Annotated in this window: 18 protein-coding genes and 1 pseudogene; 13 read left to right on the top strand and 6 right to left on the bottom strand. The window is 37.0% G+C overall.

The window, feature by feature from the left end:
- The first annotated feature begins 47 nt into the window (after positions 1-47).
- Positions 48-1,022: an IS3 family transposase gene (locus KNQ06_RS15570; RefSeq protein ID WP_353049209.1), complete on the top strand. Its 975-nt coding sequence runs from the start codon at positions 48-50 to the stop codon at positions 1,020-1,022.
- A 170-nt stretch (positions 1,023-1,192) separates the two neighbouring features.
- Here KNQ06_RS15570 and KNQ06_RS15575 read toward each other — a convergent pair whose 3' ends face one another.
- Positions 1,193-1,438 (bottom strand): hypothetical protein, encoded by a 246-nt coding sequence (locus KNQ06_RS15575; RefSeq protein WP_215148751.1) that lies wholly within the window; start codon positions 1,436-1,438, stop codon positions 1,193-1,195.
- A 305-nt stretch (positions 1,439-1,743) separates the two neighbouring features.
- Here KNQ06_RS15575 and KNQ06_RS15580 point away from each other — a divergent pair, with 305 nt between their 5' ends.
- Entirely contained in the window at positions 1,744-2,526 is a 783-nt protein-coding gene (locus KNQ06_RS15580) for a hypothetical protein (RefSeq protein ID WP_215148753.1), read from the top strand.
- A gap of 276 nt (positions 2,527-2,802) precedes the next feature.
- Here KNQ06_RS15580 and KNQ06_RS15585 read toward each other — a convergent pair whose 3' ends face one another.
- Positions 2,803-3,738, bottom strand: a complete 936-nt coding sequence (locus tag KNQ06_RS15585) for a DUF2382 domain-containing protein (RefSeq protein WP_215148755.1) — start codon at positions 3,736-3,738, stop codon at positions 2,803-2,805.
- Between the two features lie 853 nt (positions 3,739-4,591).
- Between KNQ06_RS15585 and KNQ06_RS15590 the strand changes: the two genes are divergently transcribed.
- The 10 genes from KNQ06_RS15590 (at position 4,592) to KNQ06_RS15635 (ending at position 15,177) form a co-directional block, all read left to right on the top strand.
- Positions 4,592-5,005, top strand: a complete 414-nt coding sequence (locus tag KNQ06_RS15590) for an SRPBCC family protein (RefSeq protein ID WP_215148757.1) — start codon at positions 4,592-4,594, stop codon at positions 5,003-5,005.
- Between the two features lie 115 nt (positions 5,006-5,120).
- Complete coding sequence (locus KNQ06_RS15595) at positions 5,121-5,366, top strand: DUF2164 family protein (protein WP_215148759.1); 246 nt, start codon at positions 5,121-5,123, stop codon at positions 5,364-5,366.
- Positions 5,367-6,050: 684 nt separating this feature from the next.
- Positions 6,051-6,956 carry a helix-turn-helix transcriptional regulator gene (locus KNQ06_RS15600; RefSeq protein ID WP_215148761.1) on the top strand — a complete coding sequence of 302 codons (906 nt, stop codon included), beginning with the start codon at positions 6,051-6,053 and terminating at the stop codon, positions 6,954-6,956.
- A 76-nt stretch (positions 6,957-7,032) separates the two neighbouring features.
- On the top strand, positions 7,033-7,548 hold the full coding sequence (locus KNQ06_RS15605) for a DinB family protein (protein WP_215148764.1): 516 nt from the start codon (positions 7,033-7,035) through the stop codon (positions 7,546-7,548).
- Positions 7,549-7,870: 322 nt separating this feature from the next.
- Positions 7,871-9,304: a hypothetical protein gene (locus KNQ06_RS15610; protein WP_215148766.1), complete on the top strand. Its 1,434-nt coding sequence runs from the start codon at positions 7,871-7,873 to the stop codon at positions 9,302-9,304.
- 1,112 nt (positions 9,305-10,416) lie between these two features.
- Entirely contained in the window at positions 10,417-11,493 is a 1,077-nt protein-coding gene (locus tag KNQ06_RS15615) for a hypothetical protein (RefSeq protein ID WP_215148768.1), read from the top strand.
- Positions 11,494-12,142: 649 nt separating this feature from the next.
- Positions 12,143-12,931: a ParA family protein gene (locus tag KNQ06_RS15620; protein ID WP_215148770.1), complete on the top strand. Its 789-nt coding sequence runs from the start codon at positions 12,143-12,145 to the stop codon at positions 12,929-12,931.
- Positions 12,915-13,601: a DUF3102 domain-containing protein gene (locus KNQ06_RS15625; protein ID WP_215148772.1), complete on the top strand. Its 687-nt coding sequence runs from the start codon at positions 12,915-12,917 to the stop codon at positions 13,599-13,601. Before KNQ06_RS15620 ends, KNQ06_RS15625 begins: the two co-directional genes overlap by 17 nt.
- The gene (locus tag KNQ06_RS15630) at positions 13,598-14,377 is read left to right on the top strand and encodes a ParA family protein (RefSeq protein ID WP_215148774.1); all 780 of its coding nucleotides are present in this window, start codon (positions 13,598-13,600) and stop codon (positions 14,375-14,377) included. Before KNQ06_RS15625 ends, KNQ06_RS15630 begins: the two co-directional genes overlap by 4 nt.
- A complete protein-coding gene (locus tag KNQ06_RS15635) occupies positions 14,374-15,177 on the top strand; it encodes a hypothetical protein (protein WP_215148776.1) in 804 nt (267 codons plus the stop codon). The genes KNQ06_RS15630 and KNQ06_RS15635 overlap by 4 nt, the downstream gene beginning before the upstream one ends.
- A 64-nt stretch (positions 15,178-15,241) precedes the next feature.
- Here KNQ06_RS15635 and KNQ06_RS15640 read toward each other — a convergent pair whose 3' ends face one another.
- Positions 15,242-15,997: a coiled-coil domain-containing protein gene (locus tag KNQ06_RS15640; RefSeq protein ID WP_215148778.1), complete on the bottom strand. Its 756-nt coding sequence runs from the start codon at positions 15,995-15,997 to the stop codon at positions 15,242-15,244.
- Between the two features lie 225 nt (positions 15,998-16,222).
- On the opposite strand from KNQ06_RS15640, the gene KNQ06_RS15645 reads away from it, so the two are divergent.
- Positions 16,223-17,908, top strand: a complete 1,686-nt coding sequence (locus KNQ06_RS15645) for a hypothetical protein (RefSeq protein ID WP_215148780.1) — start codon at positions 16,223-16,225, stop codon at positions 17,906-17,908.
- Between the two features lie 95 nt (positions 17,909-18,003).
- On the opposite strand, the gene KNQ06_RS17055 is transcribed toward KNQ06_RS15645, so the two are convergent.
- The 3 genes and pseudogenes from KNQ06_RS17055 to KNQ06_RS17150 form a co-directional block, all read right to left on the bottom strand.
- A complete protein-coding gene (locus KNQ06_RS17055; protein WP_353049210.1) occupies positions 18,004-18,882 on the bottom strand; it encodes an IS3 family transposase in 879 nt (292 codons plus the stop codon).
- A 5-nt stretch (positions 18,883-18,887) separates the two neighbouring features.
- Complete coding sequence (locus KNQ06_RS17060) at positions 18,888-19,208, bottom strand: helix-turn-helix domain-containing protein (protein WP_251133586.1); 321 nt, start codon at positions 19,206-19,208, stop codon at positions 18,888-18,890.
- A gap of 246 nt (positions 19,209-19,454) precedes the next feature.
- Positions 19,455-19,565: pseudogene (locus KNQ06_RS17150) on the bottom strand (transposase); the annotation flags it as partial.
- Positions 19,566-19,888 lie beyond the last annotated feature (323 nt).

Here is a 19,888-nt window from a genome sequence, read left to right on the forward strand (position 1 = left end):
GACGAGTCGATGGAGAGACGGTTGGCGAAGGCAGAGGCACGGATCAAATACCTGACGGCAGAGAACGAGCTCTTAAAAAAGCTAGAGCAGTTAGAGGGGCAGGCGAAACGTACGAACTGACACCAGCAGAGAAATATCAGGCCATCAACACCGTCATCCGCATCGCACAGATTAAGAATCTCGTCTGCCCACTATGTGAGATTGCCGGAGTGAGCCGCAGTGGCTATTACGCTTGGTTGAACCGTGCCGAGGCGGATTCCCTTCGGGAAGAGCATGATTATCTAGATGCGACACTCCTCAAGAAAATCCATGATAGCCACAAAGGCAAAGTCGGTTATCGGGGGCTGTACATGGAGGTGTTCGCTACCCTCGGTTTCCCGATCAACCATAAACGGATTCTTCGGCTGATGCGCAAATATAACATCGTGACCAAAATCCGGAGGATGAACCCTTATCGCAAGCTCTCTCGGGCGACGCACGAGCACCGCGTCGTGCCGAACCGATTGAACCGCGAGTTCCGGCAGGGCGAGCCCGGGAAGGTATTCGTGACCGATATCACCTACCTCCCTATCGCCTCCGGCGAGAACGTCTATCTGTCTTGTGTGAAGGACGTCGCCACACGCGAGATCGTGGCACACCAATTGTCCACGAGTCTTCACATGGACCTCGTCTTTCAGACGATGAAAAAGCTCGAAGAGCATCTCCAAGAGAAGCGACATCCCGAGGCGATGATTCATTCGGACCAAGGCTTCCACTACACCCATCCGAGCTACCAGCGACTCATTGGCGACCTCGGACTGGTTCAGTCCATGTCCCGTCGGGGCAACTGTCTCGACAACGCACCGATCGAATCGTTCTTCGGTCATTTGAAGGACTATGTCACCAACCGTTCGTGCGAATCAATCGAGGAGGTCCGAGAGATGGTCGGGGACTACATCAGCTATTACAACTGCGAGCGCGGTCAATGGAACCTAAAAAAGACGACCCCGAAACAATATCGGGACCATCTGATCGCAGCGTAGAAAACTTGGTCTTTTTATTAAACTGTCCATTTTACGGGGCTCAGTTCAAACTATCCTTCTATCTACTTTATCTCAAGTTGAAATGTATAAAGTTTTTATTAGAAAAATCGTCATTTTGCGTGTAATTGCAGAAAAAGTCATCAAATCCATAAGGACTTGATGACTTTTTATTAAATATCTGTCGTCTTTTTTCTCTCTATAGTAAACAATTTTTCCCCTGAAATAATCAACAATATCCCAATCACGAACTCTAACCCAATGATCCACAAAACAAGATTTGGAACTGCTGAAAATCCATTTTCTCCAATACTACCATATACATCTAACTTCTTGAGCATATAAAAATCAGTTAGGTATATAGATAACCAAAGCTTTGAAAAGCTGGCTAATAGAAAAAGGAAGCCGATTTTTCGCAAAGAAGTACCCCCAATCAATATATATAACAATAATTAATGTAACACTCTTCTATTGAAATTTCCCCGAATTTAAAAAGGATATTACCAACTTACAATTGAACGATAGATTTCGATTTATAGAATACTTTCTCTGACTTCCTACAATTTTTAATGATACTTGAATATAGTTCTGCCTCCATTCAAGAATATCTTCATTTCGAAAACATATAAAAATGGAAATAGATTTCATTGTATATAGTGATTTTTTCTGACTAAGCTGTAAAATAAATATAACGTATACATTTCTTCAAGAAGGAGGTGAATTTATGCAGATTCGTAGAGGAATTCTACTTGTCGTGATTGCGATTGTATACCTTTTACTGTTTACGATCAGCTTCTGGAATATCATCGGTTTGCTGATCACTGTTTTAGGTCTATACTTCTATCTCAAACCGAGATTGCGTAATCCTATCAAACATCCTGTTGTTGTCGTTTGGCTGGGTGTTTTCATCGCTTTGGCAATTTCTATTTACATGGTGGATGGGAGAGAGACGCAAAAGATAGAAGCGGACTCCTCTTCACAAGATACGAAGACGTTGGTTGCCCTCAAAAAAGAAGCGAAAGAATTGAAGGCATCTTTGCAAGACGCAGAACTTAAGCTGAAAAAACAACAGCAAGAAACGAAGAAGCTGAAAGAGAAGTTAACACGCGAGGAAGCGTCACGTCTGCAAGCGGTTGAAAACTATCAGGAAGAAGCAGACAAACGTTCTGCTCTTGAAAGTGAATTAAAGGAAGAAGCGACCAAACGGATTACAGCCGAAGAGAAAGTAAAAGAACTTGAATCATCATTAGCAAGTATCGAGACATCAGAAGGATCAGATAACCTGGCTGATGCAGAAGCATACGAGGATATTCCCGACGAAGAATATGTAGAGGAAGAAGAAGTGGCAACCGATCTTGAGTACGATCCGTATGGCGCAGACCGAGATTGTGGAGATTTTTCAACTCCGCAGGCTGCTCAAGATTTTTATCTGGCTTCCGGAGGTCCTATGGATGATCCACACGACTTAGATCGCGATAACGATGGAAACGCATGCGACTGGAATTAATTTTTTTTACTTTATTTTTTCTGATATATCATGAATGAGCCTATTTCTCTTTTGACTTTGAATACAATTAAATATTTCATTTCTCTTGAAACAATTATCTGACAAGTTTAGGATCCTACTATAAGTAAGCAGTCAAAGTATTAAATATAGTAGAGATTTATCTTCTATTTCATCCAATTTGAGATTAATCCTCACTATGAACATGTCTTGTGTACTTTCATTTTCCTCACAAAGAGGAGGTAGCTGTTTAGCTACCCCCTCTTTGTTTTGCATTTATTATAGTCTATTGTTATCTTCTCGATTTAAATCGGATTTAGTAGCGTTACCTTCATCAATATCTGCTTCCTCACGTCGTACTGTTTCAGAAACTGTTTCTGTGTCACGCACCTTGCGTTTTCCGACGACGATTTCTTCGGAAACCACATCTTCTTTTGAGACGACGACTCGTTCCTCTGTGAGTGGGACGTGGATGGAGTCATTCTCATCCACGAATGCGTCTGTTCCCGACGTATTTTGATCCACTTTGCGTCGCTCTACATAAACTTCTTCACGCTCGACAGGTACTTCAATTGATTGTTCATCTTCCACTACATGCTTACTGACATTTACTTCTCCAGTTTGTACTTTTTCTTTATCAACATTTAGTCGTTCCTCATGCAAGCGGAGACGTTCTTCCTCTGTGTCACTATTCATTCCAGTGACACCCGCCCGATCGGCACCTGATGTGTGATCGTATCCTTGAGTCCGATTTACATCTGCAAGATGATCATTATGATCTTGATTTGCATCTACCCCAGTTCGGTCGTATTGATTTTCGGTTTCACCAGTAAACTGATTGTAACTTTGATTGTGTTTCTCGTAAGTGTCATTATAATCGTTGTCTACATATAGAACCAATTTACCAGTCTCTACTTGCCGACGATATTCTTCCGTTTCATCATGTGTTAAGCCCATTCCTCGAAATGCTTCAGTAGAAGAATCATCTGAAAAGGCAGCCATGAATTTCCCCATAAACCCTTGGTTCTGCTGTTCACCTGCAGTTTCTACATTAACGTTTGTTTGATTCTCTACCATAGAGAAGGAATGTTTATCTTGAGCTACAACATACATGTTTCTTTCATCATACCCTTGTGCTTTTAATTCATTTACTTTACTCAAAACTTCCGCCTGGGTATTAAATACTTCAATGAATGTATTTTCTTTTCTACTCATTTTCTTTTTCCTCCTTATAATAAATTTTCTAAAACGATAATTGACTGGCGAAGAAACATCTTACGTGCCAATATTTAATTTTCCCCTACTTTTTTTTAGGTTAAACATGAACAATCTTTACATCTTTAAGTCACTCAACACTTCTCTTTGTCTATTAAACCTTCTTGAAAACTCATAATAAGTTTTTATACCATCGAAGAAGAAATATAATAATTATAAGGTCAAATTATTTATAGTCCTTGGATGATCAATTATAAAATAAACTTGTACAATAAAATCGAAATGAAGAATAGTAAATCCTCTTCATGATAATTCGGATTAAGTTGTATTTTTCAGTATAAATAGTGTTGATGTTTCAATTTAAAAATTGGAATAATTTCCTTAAAAAAGAATAGTTATAATAGTCCATAGTCGCTTTAATCTTTAAGTTTTAGCTTCCTTTTATGTTTTATAGTGACTTTAGCTTATTAATAAAGAAAAAGATTTGAAAAGAAGCTGATTTCATTATGTAGACCAGCTTCTTTTTCAGAATTTTGCTTTCGTATATAATTAAGTAACACGCTTTAGTTAAACGAAACTAAGCTAGTAGCTAAAATATATGTATCATAGAATGCAGACTATGCTTATGGTGATTTCTAATACTTTGACAACTTAAGATATTTATTTAGTCGCTTGTGGTCTAGGAATGATATCAATGAAGTAGACGGAGATAGCGATGGAAAGGCTTGCGATCAAACCTAACACTTATATTGTAATGAACTTAGTTTTAGCACAGAAACTAAGAGAGAAGTTTTTTCTTTTTTATTAGTCTTAACGATTTAACTAAATGAATAAGATTGGATGGTAATAAAAGATGAATCAAGCTGTAGAAGATATCAATCACTCGGTCACTATTGAAGCTCCTATTGAAGAAGTTTGGGAGCGAATCTCGACCGCTCGTTCTCTATCTCAATGGTTTATGCCGAACGATCTCATTGCACGTCCAGGGTATCAATTTCATCTTCAATCTCCTTTTGGTCCATCTCCCTGCACAGTACTCAGCGTACTGCCAGAAAAAGAATTATCATTTCGTTGGGATGAGGACGGATGGATTGTGACTTTCTCTTTGAGTACAATGAATGACTTGACAACCTTTACCGTGAATCATGGTGGCTGGAAAAATGCTTATGATTTAGTCCCAAAGGCAAATCAACCACAAGGTCAGGTCCGTAATTTCATGTCTCAGGGTTGGTATGGGATGTTGCAAAAATTGAAAAAAACGTTTTAATCAAAGCGTGTACATTTTTTTCAGATAAAGTATAGTCTGTGATTTTAAGACAAGCTCTCTTATAGTTTCCTTAGGCCATTAAGACAGCAATAAAACTAAAGGGAGTGTCGTCGTTATGTTCGATCGGTTTAATACAGAACAGCAACAACAAATCATTCAATCCATTCAAGATTTTTTCTTAGAAGAGCGTGACGAAGAATTATCTGAGTTCGCTGCTGAACGTGTTTTCGATTTCATCAAAGAGTCCATCGCAGTCCATTTTTACAATGTTGGCATTCAGGATGCTCATGCAGCTGTATTAAATCAATTTTCATCATTAGATGATGAATTGTTAACGCTTGAACGTCCATCCTCTAAATAATGACGCTATAGACATCGTTTCATTTTGCTTTAATCAAAAAGCGTGCGCCGGCGCACGCTTTTTGATTTTTGTTATTCACTATTATACAAAACATATTATATCGAGTATTTTTTCTGTAAGTCATTACATCTTACTCATTTAATCTAAACTATATGTAATAAAGAGTCATTTCAGTCGAATGTATTGAATAACTTTGTAGATAAAATAGAAAACGATAATGATAAAAAAGACATTACCTAAAACCCCTAAGAACGAGACATGATCCATTTCCTCCACTCTCCTTTTAGCTTAGCTAAAATGTATAGCTGAATTGACCTGAATTCTAACATACATTGATTTACAAACGAAACCCTTGCTTTTAAATTTCCCATATAGAGTACACATTTTATTTTTATTAAGTATTCGTTTTAATTTTTACGGCGTTAAATGCTTATGCTTTACTACCTAATACATTCTAAAATGGAATAGGTATAATGAATATTTCGCGTTAGTGTATATTTAGCTATTTTTATTGAAAATATGGTAAGTGAAATAATGAAAGTGTGTGGCGATACATCTATTGTGTTTTGCATTCTTGTCGTTATTAAAATGCTTTTTAATTATTTTTTTGAAATAAATCTTATATACTTAAAAAAGGAAACACATAACAAAACTGTTACCATGCTTAGCGTAAAGGAGAATACATTGAAACTTGAACGTTTACTAGCTATTATTTTTAAATTACTTCATCGCTCTACAATTTCGGCTTCTCAATTAGCCGATGAATTAAATGTCTCTCAAAGAACCATTTATAGAGATATCGAAACCATTAGTGCAGCTGGCATTCCTATTACTTCTTATCATGGGACAAATGGAGGTTTTGGTATCATTGAGAATTACAAGTGGGATAGGACATTTTTAGATCCGTCTTCCATGGTCAATGTACTATCTCTAATGAAAAGCTTGTCAGAGCAATTACGTGATCAAGATCTAAAAAGTGCGCTGGAACGTCTATCCATTCTTACGCTAGAAGAACAAAAAAATCATTTACAGATTGATTTAGCTCACCAATCTGTTGCACCTGCTTTATTAATTGATTTACAAAAAAGCATCAAAGAATCAAAGAAAGTTTATTTTCAATACATTAGTGCTCAAAAGGAACAAACTACTCGAGAAGTAGATCCCATTACTCTCCGATATAAATTTCGTACATGGTACCTTTATGCTTATTGTTATTTAAGAAACGATTATCGTGAATTTAAAGTGTCTCATATACTCAATCTTCAAAGACTTACTACATCGATTAATAAAAATCATCCGATCCCTGAAGAGAAACCTTTCGTGCAACCTTTAAAAGAAAGTATAATTCTACGGGTACATCCTGATTTCATTCATTTAGTTTTAAATCATTTTCAACATCAATCGATGGTTCAAGAAACAGATGGTAGTTTTACAATGACGCTTCTATTACCTATACCATTACATGCAGAATGGTTAATTAACGTTTTGTTAAGTTTCAGGTCAGGGGTAGTTGTTATTCACCCCTTATACTTACAAGACGTTTTAAAAACTGAAGCAAAAAAAATAATAAATCTATATGAGGATATATGACAATCAGTTGTCATATATCCTTTTTTATAATGTATGTAGTCAGACAGTTATTACTAAATTCAAAGGAGCGATTTGAATGAATGTTGGAAAAACAATGTATGGATATCACGAGTGGGCAATACAATCGATGTTAGGTCATCTGAGTGGTTTACCGAAAGATGTCTTAAACAATGAGGTAAAAAGTTCTTATCCTTCTATCGCTAAAACGCTTAGTCACATTCTTGCTGTTGATACCATGTGGATTCATATTTTAGAAAGAGTAGAGTTTCAACAAGCGTTGCAGGATGCGATGAGTCAATTACCATTAACTGATGCATATACAATTGAAGAATTTAAATCGGCATTCAAAAATGTCGCAACAGAGTATCAAAGCTTTTTAAATGAAAACTCAGACCTTACTGTGACGTTGGATGTAAATAATTCTTGGTCTGGTTCACGAGAAACAACTTTTGAAGAAATTCTTTTACACGTATCTAATCATGGTACATATCATCTAGGTAATATTACTACCATGCTAAGACAACAAAATGAAACATCACTGATGATGGATTACTCTCTATTTTGGTATGAAGATACGACGGTGACATCCTGAAAGGATATATTAGTTTTAGTGATCAATTAGATATAACTACCAAACAAAAAGCGTGCGTCAGCGTACGTTTTTTTTTGCTTTATATATCTAATAATAATTAAACTCAGGATGAAACTGTATTATGAATTTTATCTATACAACTAATAGTAATACTAAAAAATAAACGTTTCACGTGAAACGTTTATTTTAAAAAGATCTCTAAAAATGTTTATACAGCTATCAATTAGATAAAAAGCGTGCGCCGGCGCACGCTTTTTATCTAATTTCCCACTCCTCTTCAGACATGCTATGCTAGCTATATCGAATTAAGGGGGCGTGCATTATGGACTCTACCTCATCCATCCAACATAGACAACTTGTTGTCTCTCAAGCAGCGAAGACATTGCTCGAGAACGATGTGACCGAACAACTAATCTCCATTAATATCATTGATGTCGAAGCCTATGTCAATCAACTTTATGAAGAATTTTATGAATTTCAAAATGAAGAAGATGTATATACCAAGCTTCGTTATTATTCCTTTAAGAAATTGAAACGGCGCTGGGTACGAGCAGCCGTAAAAAACTATGTTGAGAACAAAGGTCCGATGAAAGAACTACGTGGCCTTCATAAAATGTACCTTGAGTATTGGGACATTGCGGGAAAAGAAGGCTTTCAACGAAAGTTCTCTGCTGATAGTGTTGAGAAGTTGATGCAAGAACACATACAGGAACTTGAAGAATGGGCTGAAAATAATAACTTACTGATTCATACGTATCCGCATTGGGGACAAAAGACGAAGAACCAGCAAACGACAACGATGCGGACCGATATTCTAATGGTTATTGGCGAGGTTGCAAAGGAATTGAAACGTGCGCAACCAAAAGCACACGTTGCCACTTCTACCTCGATTACGGTACCGTTCTTTGGAATCGCTGATCGCATGAAAAATACGACGGAAAAGTTCAATCAAGGAGAGGGTATGTTGACGGACTTATCTCTTGACCTCCATGACTTCTCCGCTGTCGTTCCTAAATACAAACAAGGTATACCGACAAATTTATCGGTTCTCGTCAGTAATGAGTTTCTTGCAGAACTCGACGGAAAAGTCCCGGATCTTGATGCCCGCGATTTCGAAGCCTTTAACGAGATTCTGTCGTATCGCGATGTGACGTTTCAAACGAGTCGTAAAATCGTCTTCCCGATCTCAAAACTTGTCAAAAAGATTTATGGAAACGATAGCGGGAAAAGCTATACCCTCACAACCCAACGTCTTGTAAAACTCGGTTATTATCGCGTAGCTGTTAGAAATGAGGAAGGGGATCTCTCGATCTTTGGTCTCTTCTCCTCTGTTAAAATTAGTAATGCTTCTTCTGTTAAGCGGGACACACAAATTACTGTCACCGTCTCAGAGGAAGTTTATGATGATTTATTAAAACAACAGATCATCAGCATCTATGGAGAACAGATTGAACGATTAAAAGGAACATTCGCTTATCATTTATCCTTTGTACTTCAAAAGGAACGACTTAACTCGTATCAGTTAAACGAAGCAATGCCCGCGAAACGGCATTGGCGTCAGTTTACACACTCGATTCGATTTAATAAGAGTCGAAAAGCAGAAAACTTGAAAGAGCTTGAAACTAACTTGGATCGTATCAAAGAACTTGATTTTATCATTCAAGATTGGCATCGATCCGGTGACTACTATTTCTTATACTTCCATCCCTTGGAACGCTGGGAACATGATGATCGCCGCAATGCCCTTCTCCTATAAGGAGTATCGAGCAGATCAATAGAAAGTAGTCTTCCTCCATTCTTCATAGATTCAAATAAAAGAGCGTATGAGATCATGAATCTCGTACGCTCTTTTGAATACTAGTTATGATTCTCCTTGAAACTATATGATAGTAAATAAGCGTTTTTCCTCGTATGCCTAACCTACGTTGTCTTTGTCGTATTAAATCGAGATTAGCTATCGAGTCATGTTGCCATTGAAAAATATGGTCGCTTTAACAGCAATACAATAACCAAAAATAAGCAGCATCAAGCACTCAGCCATGCTCATGTACACTTCGCTAATCACAATCATATATTTATATAAACGATCATATCAAAAGATTTGTAATGTAGTACCAAGATAGATGTTTGTATTTGAAGTAACAAAAAAAATAGGAACATATATTCCGTTTAATTTTTCTCTTTTTCTTCTTGTTGTAAGAACTCACGTATAATTGAATTTCTCGTTCTCCAGAATATCTATTGATCGTACATGTCGAATCGTGTCGTAAAACGACCATTTTTCAAATTCAGACGTTATTTACCGTACTGAAACAGCACTTTTTCTTAAATTTTTAGCATTTTTGTCGGATTTGACCGTACTCAAACAACACTTTATGTATTTAGGTCGCCGATCACCGTACCAAAACAACAGTTTTGTGATTTTGGTCGTTGTTTCCCGTACCAGAATAACCTTTTTGCAGTTTAGAACACTTTTTAAAAAATAATTTAAAGCGGCTAACTTATCCGTTTGGTCGTCATATACCGTACTCAAACAACACTTTTGGACATTTTAGTCGCTCTATCCCGTACTGAAATGGCACTTTTAATCATTTGGTCGTCATTTACCGTACCAGAATGACATCTTGCATCGTTACATGTATGAATTTACTCAAGAAAATCCTCTAGAAAGCGCATCGTATAAGGATTTCAGAGATTCTGGTCGTTTTTGACCGTACTGAATTGACATCTTTTTTATAGCTGAAAACGGCTTCATATCAACGTTTTTAGAACATTGGTCGTTTTTGACCGTACCGAAACCGCGTTTTGACAGTTCCTTTTCTGAACAGGATACTAGTGATAATAGTTCAGAGTAGGGGAGGTGTAGGTATGTCATTTCAACATGAAAATCGTCATGTATTGGTCGCTAATAAATTACTGATCGCGATGAGCGGCTTAACACGTTGGACAAAACGTCAAGACAGTTTCTTATATGAACAGCATCACTATAACATTCCAGGACCTTTCCTGGCATTGAAGTGGACAAAATCTCGTATTCGTCATTTGTTGACGCTTTTATCGCATTGCGATGATCAAGGTGTTCTTTCATTAGTGGAAAGTGAAGCATTGGCTCACTATGCGCATACGTCAGTTCGATCGTTACACAATAACCTACGCCTTTTTGAATCAATTGGACTTATTCGTTATTCGATTCATTTCTCTGGAGTCGTCACCATTGAACTCGTAGATTATCTCGAAAACTACCGTGATCTTTTTGAAGAAGATGGTACGTATACATCGAAGACCGGTTATACGTCTCTTTGGTGTGGGATGGTGCGCCAACTGATGGATATTGAGCATGTGAATATCCTTCGTGTCGCATTACGTGCTCTTGTACAAGTAGAGCGGGACGTGAATGTTCAGTCTCAGGAGAAAGCGACTTTAACCTATGATGAAGTACGTGGATTCTTACCGCGTTACTGTGGACACCGTTTGGCTGTAAAAGGGATGCTTGATCAACTATCGCAGTTCTTTAATGTGCATTTGGTTGAGAATACGAAAGATTTCTTATCTGCTGTTAAAGAGAATGTCTCGCTTAAGAAGCGCATACATACCGTAACACGTCCTTTAATGTTTCACGTGAAACTCGAAGACCAGATCAACAGTAAGCGTATCCGGGAAGCGGAACGGGCGAGTACGTTGATCAGTTGGTTCGATCTTCGAGAAGTCGCTCGTGACTACGTAGATTTTGATGCATTGGAAGTTCCGCAAACATCGCTGCAGTCGTTAAGTGATACGTACGGATTTGCTGCCTGTGATGCAGTCATTCGTTCGATTCGAAACGATTTCTACCAATACGGGGACCGTCTCGAAGATGCAGAACTCTATCGCCTCTTCTTTGAATCACCAATTCTCTATCTAAATGAACGACTCCGAGTCGTATCGGAAAAATTGGCCATTGCATGATGGTCTATTTGTCATGTTTTTTTTTGAAAATAGTCGTGAAAAGACAACAAATCCGCGTCATTTTAAGTCTTTTTGATTGAATTCATTGTCATGATACTTGTTTTATTGATCCATCCAAGGACAATATGAATATGACATACTATTTAGGAAAAAAAACAAATTCTGTTGTTAAAAAAACTGCTTGTTGAGTTATTTAATCAATAGATTTTGTACGAAATCATTGAATGAATTCATAAAAACCAACACTTTTTGAATTTCTACAAATTATGCTGTTCGTTTACCGAATTGCAAAATATCTTGTTTTTGTTGGTATTGCAGGCTTGAGGCGGTGAAGTCTTTTTCTAATTCTTATTAATTCTTTATTAATCTATTTAATCTCTTCCAATGTGTTGAATCATAATAATCTGGTAGATCACGGTTTATTATGATGAAGAATAAAAATTAAAATAGGGAAAAGCATTTTAAAAACGTATACAAAAACATCTACGTAGGAAAACTTAAATATGCTGTAAACATTTCGATGTCGAAATGTTTACAGCATATTTAATAATGTATACATAAAATTATGTTCATATTATCTTTTGAGTGCTGATAACCATTGAAATTAATAATTTCATGTGCCATGATGAATAAAGAAAGGGGAGAGATGATGAATATTATGACGTTTTACATATCAAAGGGAGGATCTGGGAAAACAACCTGTTCGCTCAATATGGGTCATGCCCTTGGAGAAATCGGGTATCGGACGCTTCTCGTTGACTTAGATCCGCAGGGATCATTAAGTAAGTTAATGCTGAAAGAGTCGGATACGATTCAATACATGACACTGTACGACGTCCAGTCTAAAGGATTAGCGATAGAAGAAATCTTATTTGATGATGAAAAACATAATATTAGTCTTCTTCCCTCCAATGAACGAAATGCACGTTTAATCAATCTAATATCTGAACAAGATAAGATTTTTCTATTAAAAGACTTATTAGCTCCTCTTGCCGATGAGTTTGATTGGATCATTCTTGATTCAGTTCCTTCAATCAATGAATTATCTAAAGTCGTCTTATCGTGCGCAGACGAGGTGGTTATCCCATTCATGGCGAAAAAGCTCGTCTTTGATCAGTTAGGAAGTACGATTCGAACGATTCGACAAGTGAAGAAGTATTATAATGCTTCGCTTGAGCTAACAGGCATTATGCCAGTCGCAATCGATCTTGGTTTAAAAGGGGATCGCGAATACGCAGAGGCGATGGAGCAGTTGGCAACAACAGAACAATTACACGTACTTCCCTCTGTACGACGCGCTGCTTTTATTGAGAAAGCGGCAGATAGCGGAAAGAGTGTTTTACAGTACAAGTCGAAAGAAGGCATGGAACTGGCACAGCCGTTTCGTGAGCTAGCACTTTTGATGACAGGAGGTCCGAAACATGAAAGCGCGGAATAAACAAATTCATAAAGTAAGACCACAAGACCAACATCCTTATCGAAGTGGATTGACTGATCTGAGTTCTGTTGTTCAGAAGTTACCGGTTTCGCGCGATTTAGAAAATCTCGCAGTCGAGATCAAGGAGTTAGCTAAGATTCAAACGATCTCTGTTTTCGAGATTGGTAAGCGCTTGTCGATTGCTAAATCAGAAATGCATGACCAACAAGAATGGCGCACCTTTTTAGAAGTCGTTAACATGTCAAATTCACTTGCTTCCCGATATGTTAAAGCGTTTGACACTCTAGAACCATTTGAAGAACGACTCCAAACGTTACCAGCATCCAAAGTATTCGAACTGATGTATGTCGATGATCCAGAAGACGTTGTACTAAACGGACTTCCGATAGAAGAGGGAAGAAAGTCGCTCGACCAAGCAACTGTCCGAGAAATCCGTGCTGCTCGATCAACGACACCTAAAGTAAAAGTTAAGTCGTTTCAACAACCGGAAGTGACATCGACCGTCCTTTCTACACGAGTTCCTACAGAAACGTCAGAACAGATTCATGTGTTAGCGCGTGCTAAAGGACTCAGCATTAGTGAATACATTTCAAAGATGATCGAAGAGACAATTCAGCGAAACATTATTGAAGATCAGAGTGAGATCGTGGAAGGAGAGAAGGAACAGTGAAAAAAATTGCCTTATATAATCGAAAGGGTGGCGTCGGAAAATCAACAACCACGATTAATCTAGCCCACGCGTATGCTCGACAAGGATTACGCGTTCTCGTCATTGATGCAGATGACCAAGCATCGACGACAAACGGACTAGGCTTAACCGATGATTACGATGGAAAAGTGCTCCTTGATTGTCTGATTGAAGAATACGATCCGTTGTACGCACCGATTGAACAAGTGATTGTTACCTGTGATTATGAACTAGGAACGATTCACTTAGTACCCACGCGTCGCTCTGCTTCTCCTACCGGACTGACGAGTCAGATGGGATATGAATACCGCTTGATTGAAGAACTAGCGCGACTTGAAGACTTATTTGATATTTGTTTAATTGATTGCCCGGGATCAACGTCCGCTTTAAACCCATACGCTCGCTGTGCTCTCGTTGCGCAAGATCGGATCGTCATGCCGGTACAGATGCAGAAATTCTCGATGGATGCTGTCTATACAGCTCCGGAAGAATTAGAAGAAATGAGACATGGATATAAGGAAGATATTCATATCTCAGCATTTATTCCCACAATGGTGAATGCGCGTTCTAAAGGAGATATGACGACCGTTGACGAGTTAAAGGAGTTAGGGGAGGAAGTTGGTATTCCCGTACTGACGACAATTCCATACATCGTAAAAATTCAATCCCTACAACGAGAAGCGCGTCCGGTCCTTGACCATAAGAGCCCAGCGACAGATGCTTACTTACAGTTAGCAGAGGAGGTACTTGCCTTATGAGCAATCGACGTAAAAAAGGACAAGCAATATTCAAAAGCTTTCAGAGCACAGTAGCCGAAAAACCTGCTCAAGAACAGGCTACTGAAGCGTTACGGGAAGAGCAAGTCGAAGCAGTAAAGAAATTTGCTGCGCCTGCGATGTCAAATCCGTATCAGTCGCTTCCAGCTGTCGGCTTATCGCGTGTACTATCAAAACGACTTCCAGAAGACATGGAAGGTATTATTCAGTACTACAATCATATTGATACGATCCAAGCGACAAGTTTTGTTGAGAAGTGTCGTATTCTAGCACATGCAAATGCGTTGTTCCACGGAGAAGAAACAAAAGCTCAATTTAAAGAAGAACAAGGAAACTGGACTGATTTTTTAAATAAAATTGGACAGACTCGTCCACAAGTAAGTCGTTATGTTTCTTTTTGGAATGTATTTGGACCAACAATCTTAGACAAGGCGATTCAAGAAGATTTTAGTGCAACAAAGTTAGCTGAATTATTGACATGGCCAGAGGATCCAAAAATCGCGTTGCTCGAAGAGCGTAAGTATAGGATAAAAGATGGCGAGTTCACGGTCTACGAAATGACACGTGAGCAATTACGTGAAGTTAAAAAAATGTTAAATGAACGGAAAGAACAAAACGTGATTGATGCAACTCCTGTACAGCCAAAACCAGCACGTGTTCATGTTGATTTCTCTGATAAAAATGATCCATTGTACCGAACGCTGAAAAAGCGAGCGCAAGATCAGGGGATAAAGCCCGATCAAATCATTCGAGCAGCATTAGAACAATACTTACGCACGTAATTGGATAGCAAAGACCGTCCTACATCCTAGTAGAACGGTCTTTTTATGATTTCAGCTTAATCGATTACTCATTTTTACTATCGAGAGATGTCTGTGTACGCTCTCGTAAAACAGCAAGCTCAACTTGTTCGTGAAGGCGGCGTTCAAACGATTCTTGATCCCGCTCTGCAATGGTCAACGCTAACGACAGTTTTCGGTTTTCTTCTTCTAACTGCTCGGAACGCTCGGTACGTGCTTTTAGTTCATCAATTCGGTCGGTTAATGCTTTGTTTTGACGATACAATTGATCGCGTTCTTCCTCGAGCTTAGTGATATTTCCTTCCAAATGAAATACTTCTCTTTTTAATGAGGTGACTTCTTCCTTTTTAGATACTTCTAATTTTTCTTGTTGTTGTCTTATCTGAACTAACTCATGTTCTGTCTTTTCCAATTTTACTTTCAGGTCTTCAAGTTCTTGCTGATAGAGAGAAACTTTTTCTATATACTCTGCTTCTAAATCTTCTTTGGCTTGAAGCACTTCAGACTCTAACTTAGTGACTGTATCTAGATGACGAGATTGAATGCGTTGATTTTCATGTTGAAATGTCTCAAGACGTGCAGCCCGTTCTTGAAAGAGAAGCGTGATCTGCTTAATTGAGGCCTCTAATACAGCATCCTCCTCACTGAGTTTAGGATCAATTTCCTTTTGTTCAGCAAGCACAATAAACTCTTCGAAAAGCTGATTGGTTGTAATCTGACGTCCTTTTAATAATTCACCAATTTTTTCAGTGACTTCCTCAGAAAGGCGAAACGACTTATTCTTCATTTCATTAGATGTCATAAATGTACCCCTCTTAACTAAAAATTGTATCGTTATTATAGCATGATTATTTAAGATTAAATTTAAAAAGAATTATTGTATGCAACTAGCAGAATTAAAAAGTAATTAAATATAAAACAAAGAAAATAGAATCCTTTTTTTACAATATTTATTTTCCGTAGAAAATATAGTAAAATAACTTGTGGATACATATTTGTATAATTATTTTAAAGGAGATTAAAAGATTTGAATAAGAAAATATTTAGTACAGAAGTAAATCATGTTGAACACATTTTATGTGTTTTCATTTCTACTATAATTACTGCCATTTTTATTTCATATTTAATATATACAGGACCTTTTTCAGAAATTAATAAGTACTTAAAAAATTCTTTAGGATATAACTTTCATGATGGTTCAATAGCACTATCAATAGATTTGGTTAATTTAATTGGAATTTTATTTCTAATTATCATCTACTATCACACATTTTCTAATTTTATATTGTACAGAGGTGCATCGTATTATATAAGAAATGAGTCAAAAAAAATAATGAAATTTATAAGAAGTAAAAAAACTATTCTATATGCATGTCTAGTCATTATTTATCTAACGTTATTAAATTATTCTTCAAAAGAATTATATTTTAAATTAGCAATTATATACAGTTTTTTATTAATTATCTTTATGATATTCCAATTCCTTTACAGTATGTTTCGTTATAAAAAATGGAGAAAATTCCACTATATTTTTATGATATCGCTTATTATTTCAATTTTATATAACAACTCTTTACCTCATTCGTGGTGGTTTGTTCCTACAGTTCAAATTTATTTTTTTATTTCTTTATACTTAATATTTTTCTTTGGTCAATATTTTATTCCGGCTTTATTATCTGAGTATGATGCTGCTCAAAATGAAAAGCAACTTTTTATAAATAAATACATTATAGAAACTATTAGTAATAAGTTCAAAGGATACATGAAAAGAACAATTAAAAGTGAGTTCAATTCACAAATATATAAGTGTAAGTTTGAATTACACAAATTAGCTAGTTTTAAATCAATGTTAAACAGTACTATTTTAGAAGAAAAAACTAAAGAATCAATATTAACAACATTTAAAAATGAGATTTTAGATAGAAATCAAACCTCTAATATATTAGGCAATGTAATATTGAAAAGGAATAAAAGTAATCTACACATAGCTATAGTTTTATTAATTTCTACGTTAGTTATTGAATTGTATTTTTATGAAACTAGTTATTCTCATTATGGTTTTATTAAGTATTTTAGAGAATGCCTATATATATTGATCTTCTTAAGATTGATGCTTAGATCCACTGAAATTGGTTTAGCTTTTTATTACGACTTAAAAAGTAGCAAGATTAAATCATCTAATCTAAGCTCTAGTAAAAGAATAACTTTAGCAATTACAAGTATCTGCGAAGTAGTTTTACTGTCTAGCGCTATGTATTTTTTACAAGAAACAGAACTTCAAATTATGAACTCGTATTTAGAAATACTTTATATTTTTATTGAACAAATAAAGTATGCATTATCTGTAGCTATCTTTAATGCTTCTTTTCCAGAAACACATTTTAAATTAAGCATAATTTATAATCTTAGTTTAAATAATGTAGTTCATATTACTCAAATATTACTAAGTATTATTTTAATTTCATTATCGATTGCCAATTACAGCTCAAAGTCTTCTAATAATAGGAGTTTCAAAATTATTAAATCCATTGACTATATAATAATTGAATATACTTTTATAAATGGTAAGTATTCGGAAAAAGAAATTTTACGTGATTTTTCTTTAAATGAGCTGAAAATAAAATTAGAAGATTGTTGGAAGGATTCAACAATCGACTTAGAAACATTTAACAATATAAAATCATTAATCAGATTTAGCATACTTAAAGAATGAAATATTTATAAAACGACATTAGAAATAAAAGATCTGCATCCTCTCAGTTATGAACTGCTCCCTGTCAAGTAGACAGGACAAATAATAAAAATCCTTCAAACGGCTTGCGCTCTATATTCTAATGGAGCCAAGCCGTTTAATCGTTGTTGATATCGTTCTTCATTGTAGAAGTAAATATATTTCTGAATCGCGAGTCGGAGTTCGTCTAACTCCACAAACTTATGTAGATAATAACTTTCGCACTTCAACGCTCCCCAAAAAGACTCCATCGGACCGTTATCAATACATTTACCAACCCGAGACATACTTTGTGTGATGCCTGCCACGCGTGTCATGTGACGAAACGCATGAGACGTATATTGAAATCCTCGATCACTATGAAGCAAGGGACGACTTCCGGGTGCGCCCTGTAGGGCGAGTTCGAGAGTATGGAACACGAGCTGATTATTATTGGAATGTCCAAGAACGAAGGAACGTATGGATCCGTCATATAAATCTAGTATGGTGCTCAAATATGCCTTCTGAGAGGTGCCGTACTTCAATTCCGTGACGTCCGTCACCCATTTTTGATTCGGCTCTGCTGCGTTGAAATCACGGTTTAGAATGTTCTCTGCGGTCTGTTGAGGACGATTGCGAATATACAAAGGACGTTTCCGACGTATGACACAGTGAATACCAGCGACATGCATCAGGCGACGGACACGCTTTGCGTTAACGTTTCTTCCGAAACGACGTTTCAGGTTCAATGTCATTCGGCGATAGCCATAGATTCCTTTCACCGAAAGGTGGATCTCGTTCATCTCTTCGATGATTTTCATATTCTCAGTCTCACGTTTCTGCGGTATACCAATCCGACGTAACCACTTGTAATAGGCAGCGCGCGAGACACTTGCGAGATGACATAGGACGATGATCGGATAACCGAATTGCTCGACCGATGATTGGATGGCTTCATATTTATCTTGAAGACGAATTTGACTTAACGTGACCTCCTCTCGATCTCCTCTAACTTTTTTAAGAAATTGTTCTCCATGCGTAGACGCTCATTTTCTTTCTCGAGTCGTTTCAGATCCAACGCCAAACGGTCTGTATCCGTCAATTCTTCTACTGGCTTCTGACGTCCGCGACGGTCCATCAGTGCGTCGATTCCGTCCTTCTCGAACTTTCTTACCCAACTATAAATTTGTTGGTACGAGACCCGATGGGTCTTCATGATACTTTGGTAGTCTTTTCCGCTTTGTATACAGTCCATGACTGCATGGACACGCTCTTCGAATGTAGTGGTTCTACCTTTAGTCATAGTGGATCGCTCCTTCAATGGTTTCCCTTGAGTACTATGACTAGTACACTTCCCTATCCACTTCGCAAGTAGGCTTTTATCCGAGATATCAAACCGTGCCGTAGCGCTAATAAGCGATTCCTTTTGGTCGAGTACTGCATGTATAGCCTTCATCTTCAGTTCTTCCGGATAACGCGTCCACTCTGTTCGATTACGAAGTGCTATGGAGCCGCCCGTACGATATTTTGTCCTCCATCTATTTAAGGTGGTGACTGAAAGCTCGAAGAGCGAGGCAATCGATTTGATCGAGTCGATCCCGTCTTCACACATCTTAATGATTCGTAGTTTTTCATCTGACGAAAACTTAGATTTAGTCATAGAAAAAGCTCCCTTCAAAAAAGTAGACAGTTTTTGTTATTTCAACTGTCTACTTTTTGGGGAGCATATCATTATGATTAGAGACTGCAGATTTTTTTATTTCTATTTACTATGACTCTCGATGATTGGCTGCTTTTTTTGTTCCATGTCGAAAGAATATACCGTCGAGAAATTATCTATCATGAAAATAGGTTCATCAAGAATGATATCATTACATAATTTTATTGGTATTCAATTGACGTATATATAAATAAGGAACCTGTAAATCATTATCGTTTTTCGCTATTTCATAGTTAGGTCAATATACCTAACAGTATTGTAAG

Source organism: Exiguobacterium sp. s91 (genome assembly GCF_018618915.1).
GTDB classification, from domain to species: domain Bacteria; phylum Bacillota; class Bacilli; order Exiguobacteriales; family Exiguobacteriaceae; genus Exiguobacterium_A; species Exiguobacterium_A abrahamii.

Bases quoted from the DNA above. Each gene is read 5' to 3' on its own strand.
- KNQ06_RS15595 (WP_215148759.1), top strand. From the start codon at position 5,121: ATGTTCGATCGGTTTAATACAGAACAGCAACAACAAATCATTCAATCC.
- KNQ06_RS15585 (WP_215148755.1), bottom strand. From the start codon at position 3,738: ATGAGTAGAAAAGAAAATACATTCATTGAAGTATTTAATACCCAGGCG.
- KNQ06_RS15610 (WP_215148766.1), top strand. From the start codon at position 7,871: ATGGACTCTACCTCATCCATCCAACATAGACAACTTGTTGTCTCTCAA.
- KNQ06_RS15580 (WP_215148753.1), top strand. From the start codon at position 1,744: ATGCAGATTCGTAGAGGAATTCTACTTGTCGTGATTGCGATTGTATAC.
- KNQ06_RS15615 (WP_215148768.1), top strand. From the start codon at position 10,417: ATGTCATTTCAACATGAAAATCGTCATGTATTGGTCGCTAATAAATTA.
- KNQ06_RS15625 (WP_215148772.1), top strand. From the start codon at position 12,915: ATGAAAGCGCGGAATAAACAAATTCATAAAGTAAGACCACAAGACCAA.
- KNQ06_RS17060 (WP_251133586.1), bottom strand. From the start codon at position 19,208: ATGACTAAAGGTAGAACCACTACATTCGAAGAGCGTGTCCATGCAGTC.
- KNQ06_RS15605 (WP_215148764.1), top strand. From the start codon at position 7,033: ATGAATGTTGGAAAAACAATGTATGGATATCACGAGTGGGCAATACAA.
- KNQ06_RS15635 (WP_215148776.1), top strand. From the start codon at position 14,374: ATGAGCAATCGACGTAAAAAAGGACAAGCAATATTCAAAAGCTTTCAG.
- KNQ06_RS15640 (WP_215148778.1), bottom strand. From the start codon at position 15,997: ATGACATCTAATGAAATGAAGAATAAGTCGTTTCGCCTTTCTGAGGAA.
- KNQ06_RS15620 (WP_215148770.1), top strand. From the start codon at position 12,143: ATGAATATTATGACGTTTTACATATCAAAGGGAGGATCTGGGAAAACA.
- KNQ06_RS15590 (WP_215148757.1), top strand. From the start codon at position 4,592: ATGAATCAAGCTGTAGAAGATATCAATCACTCGGTCACTATTGAAGCT.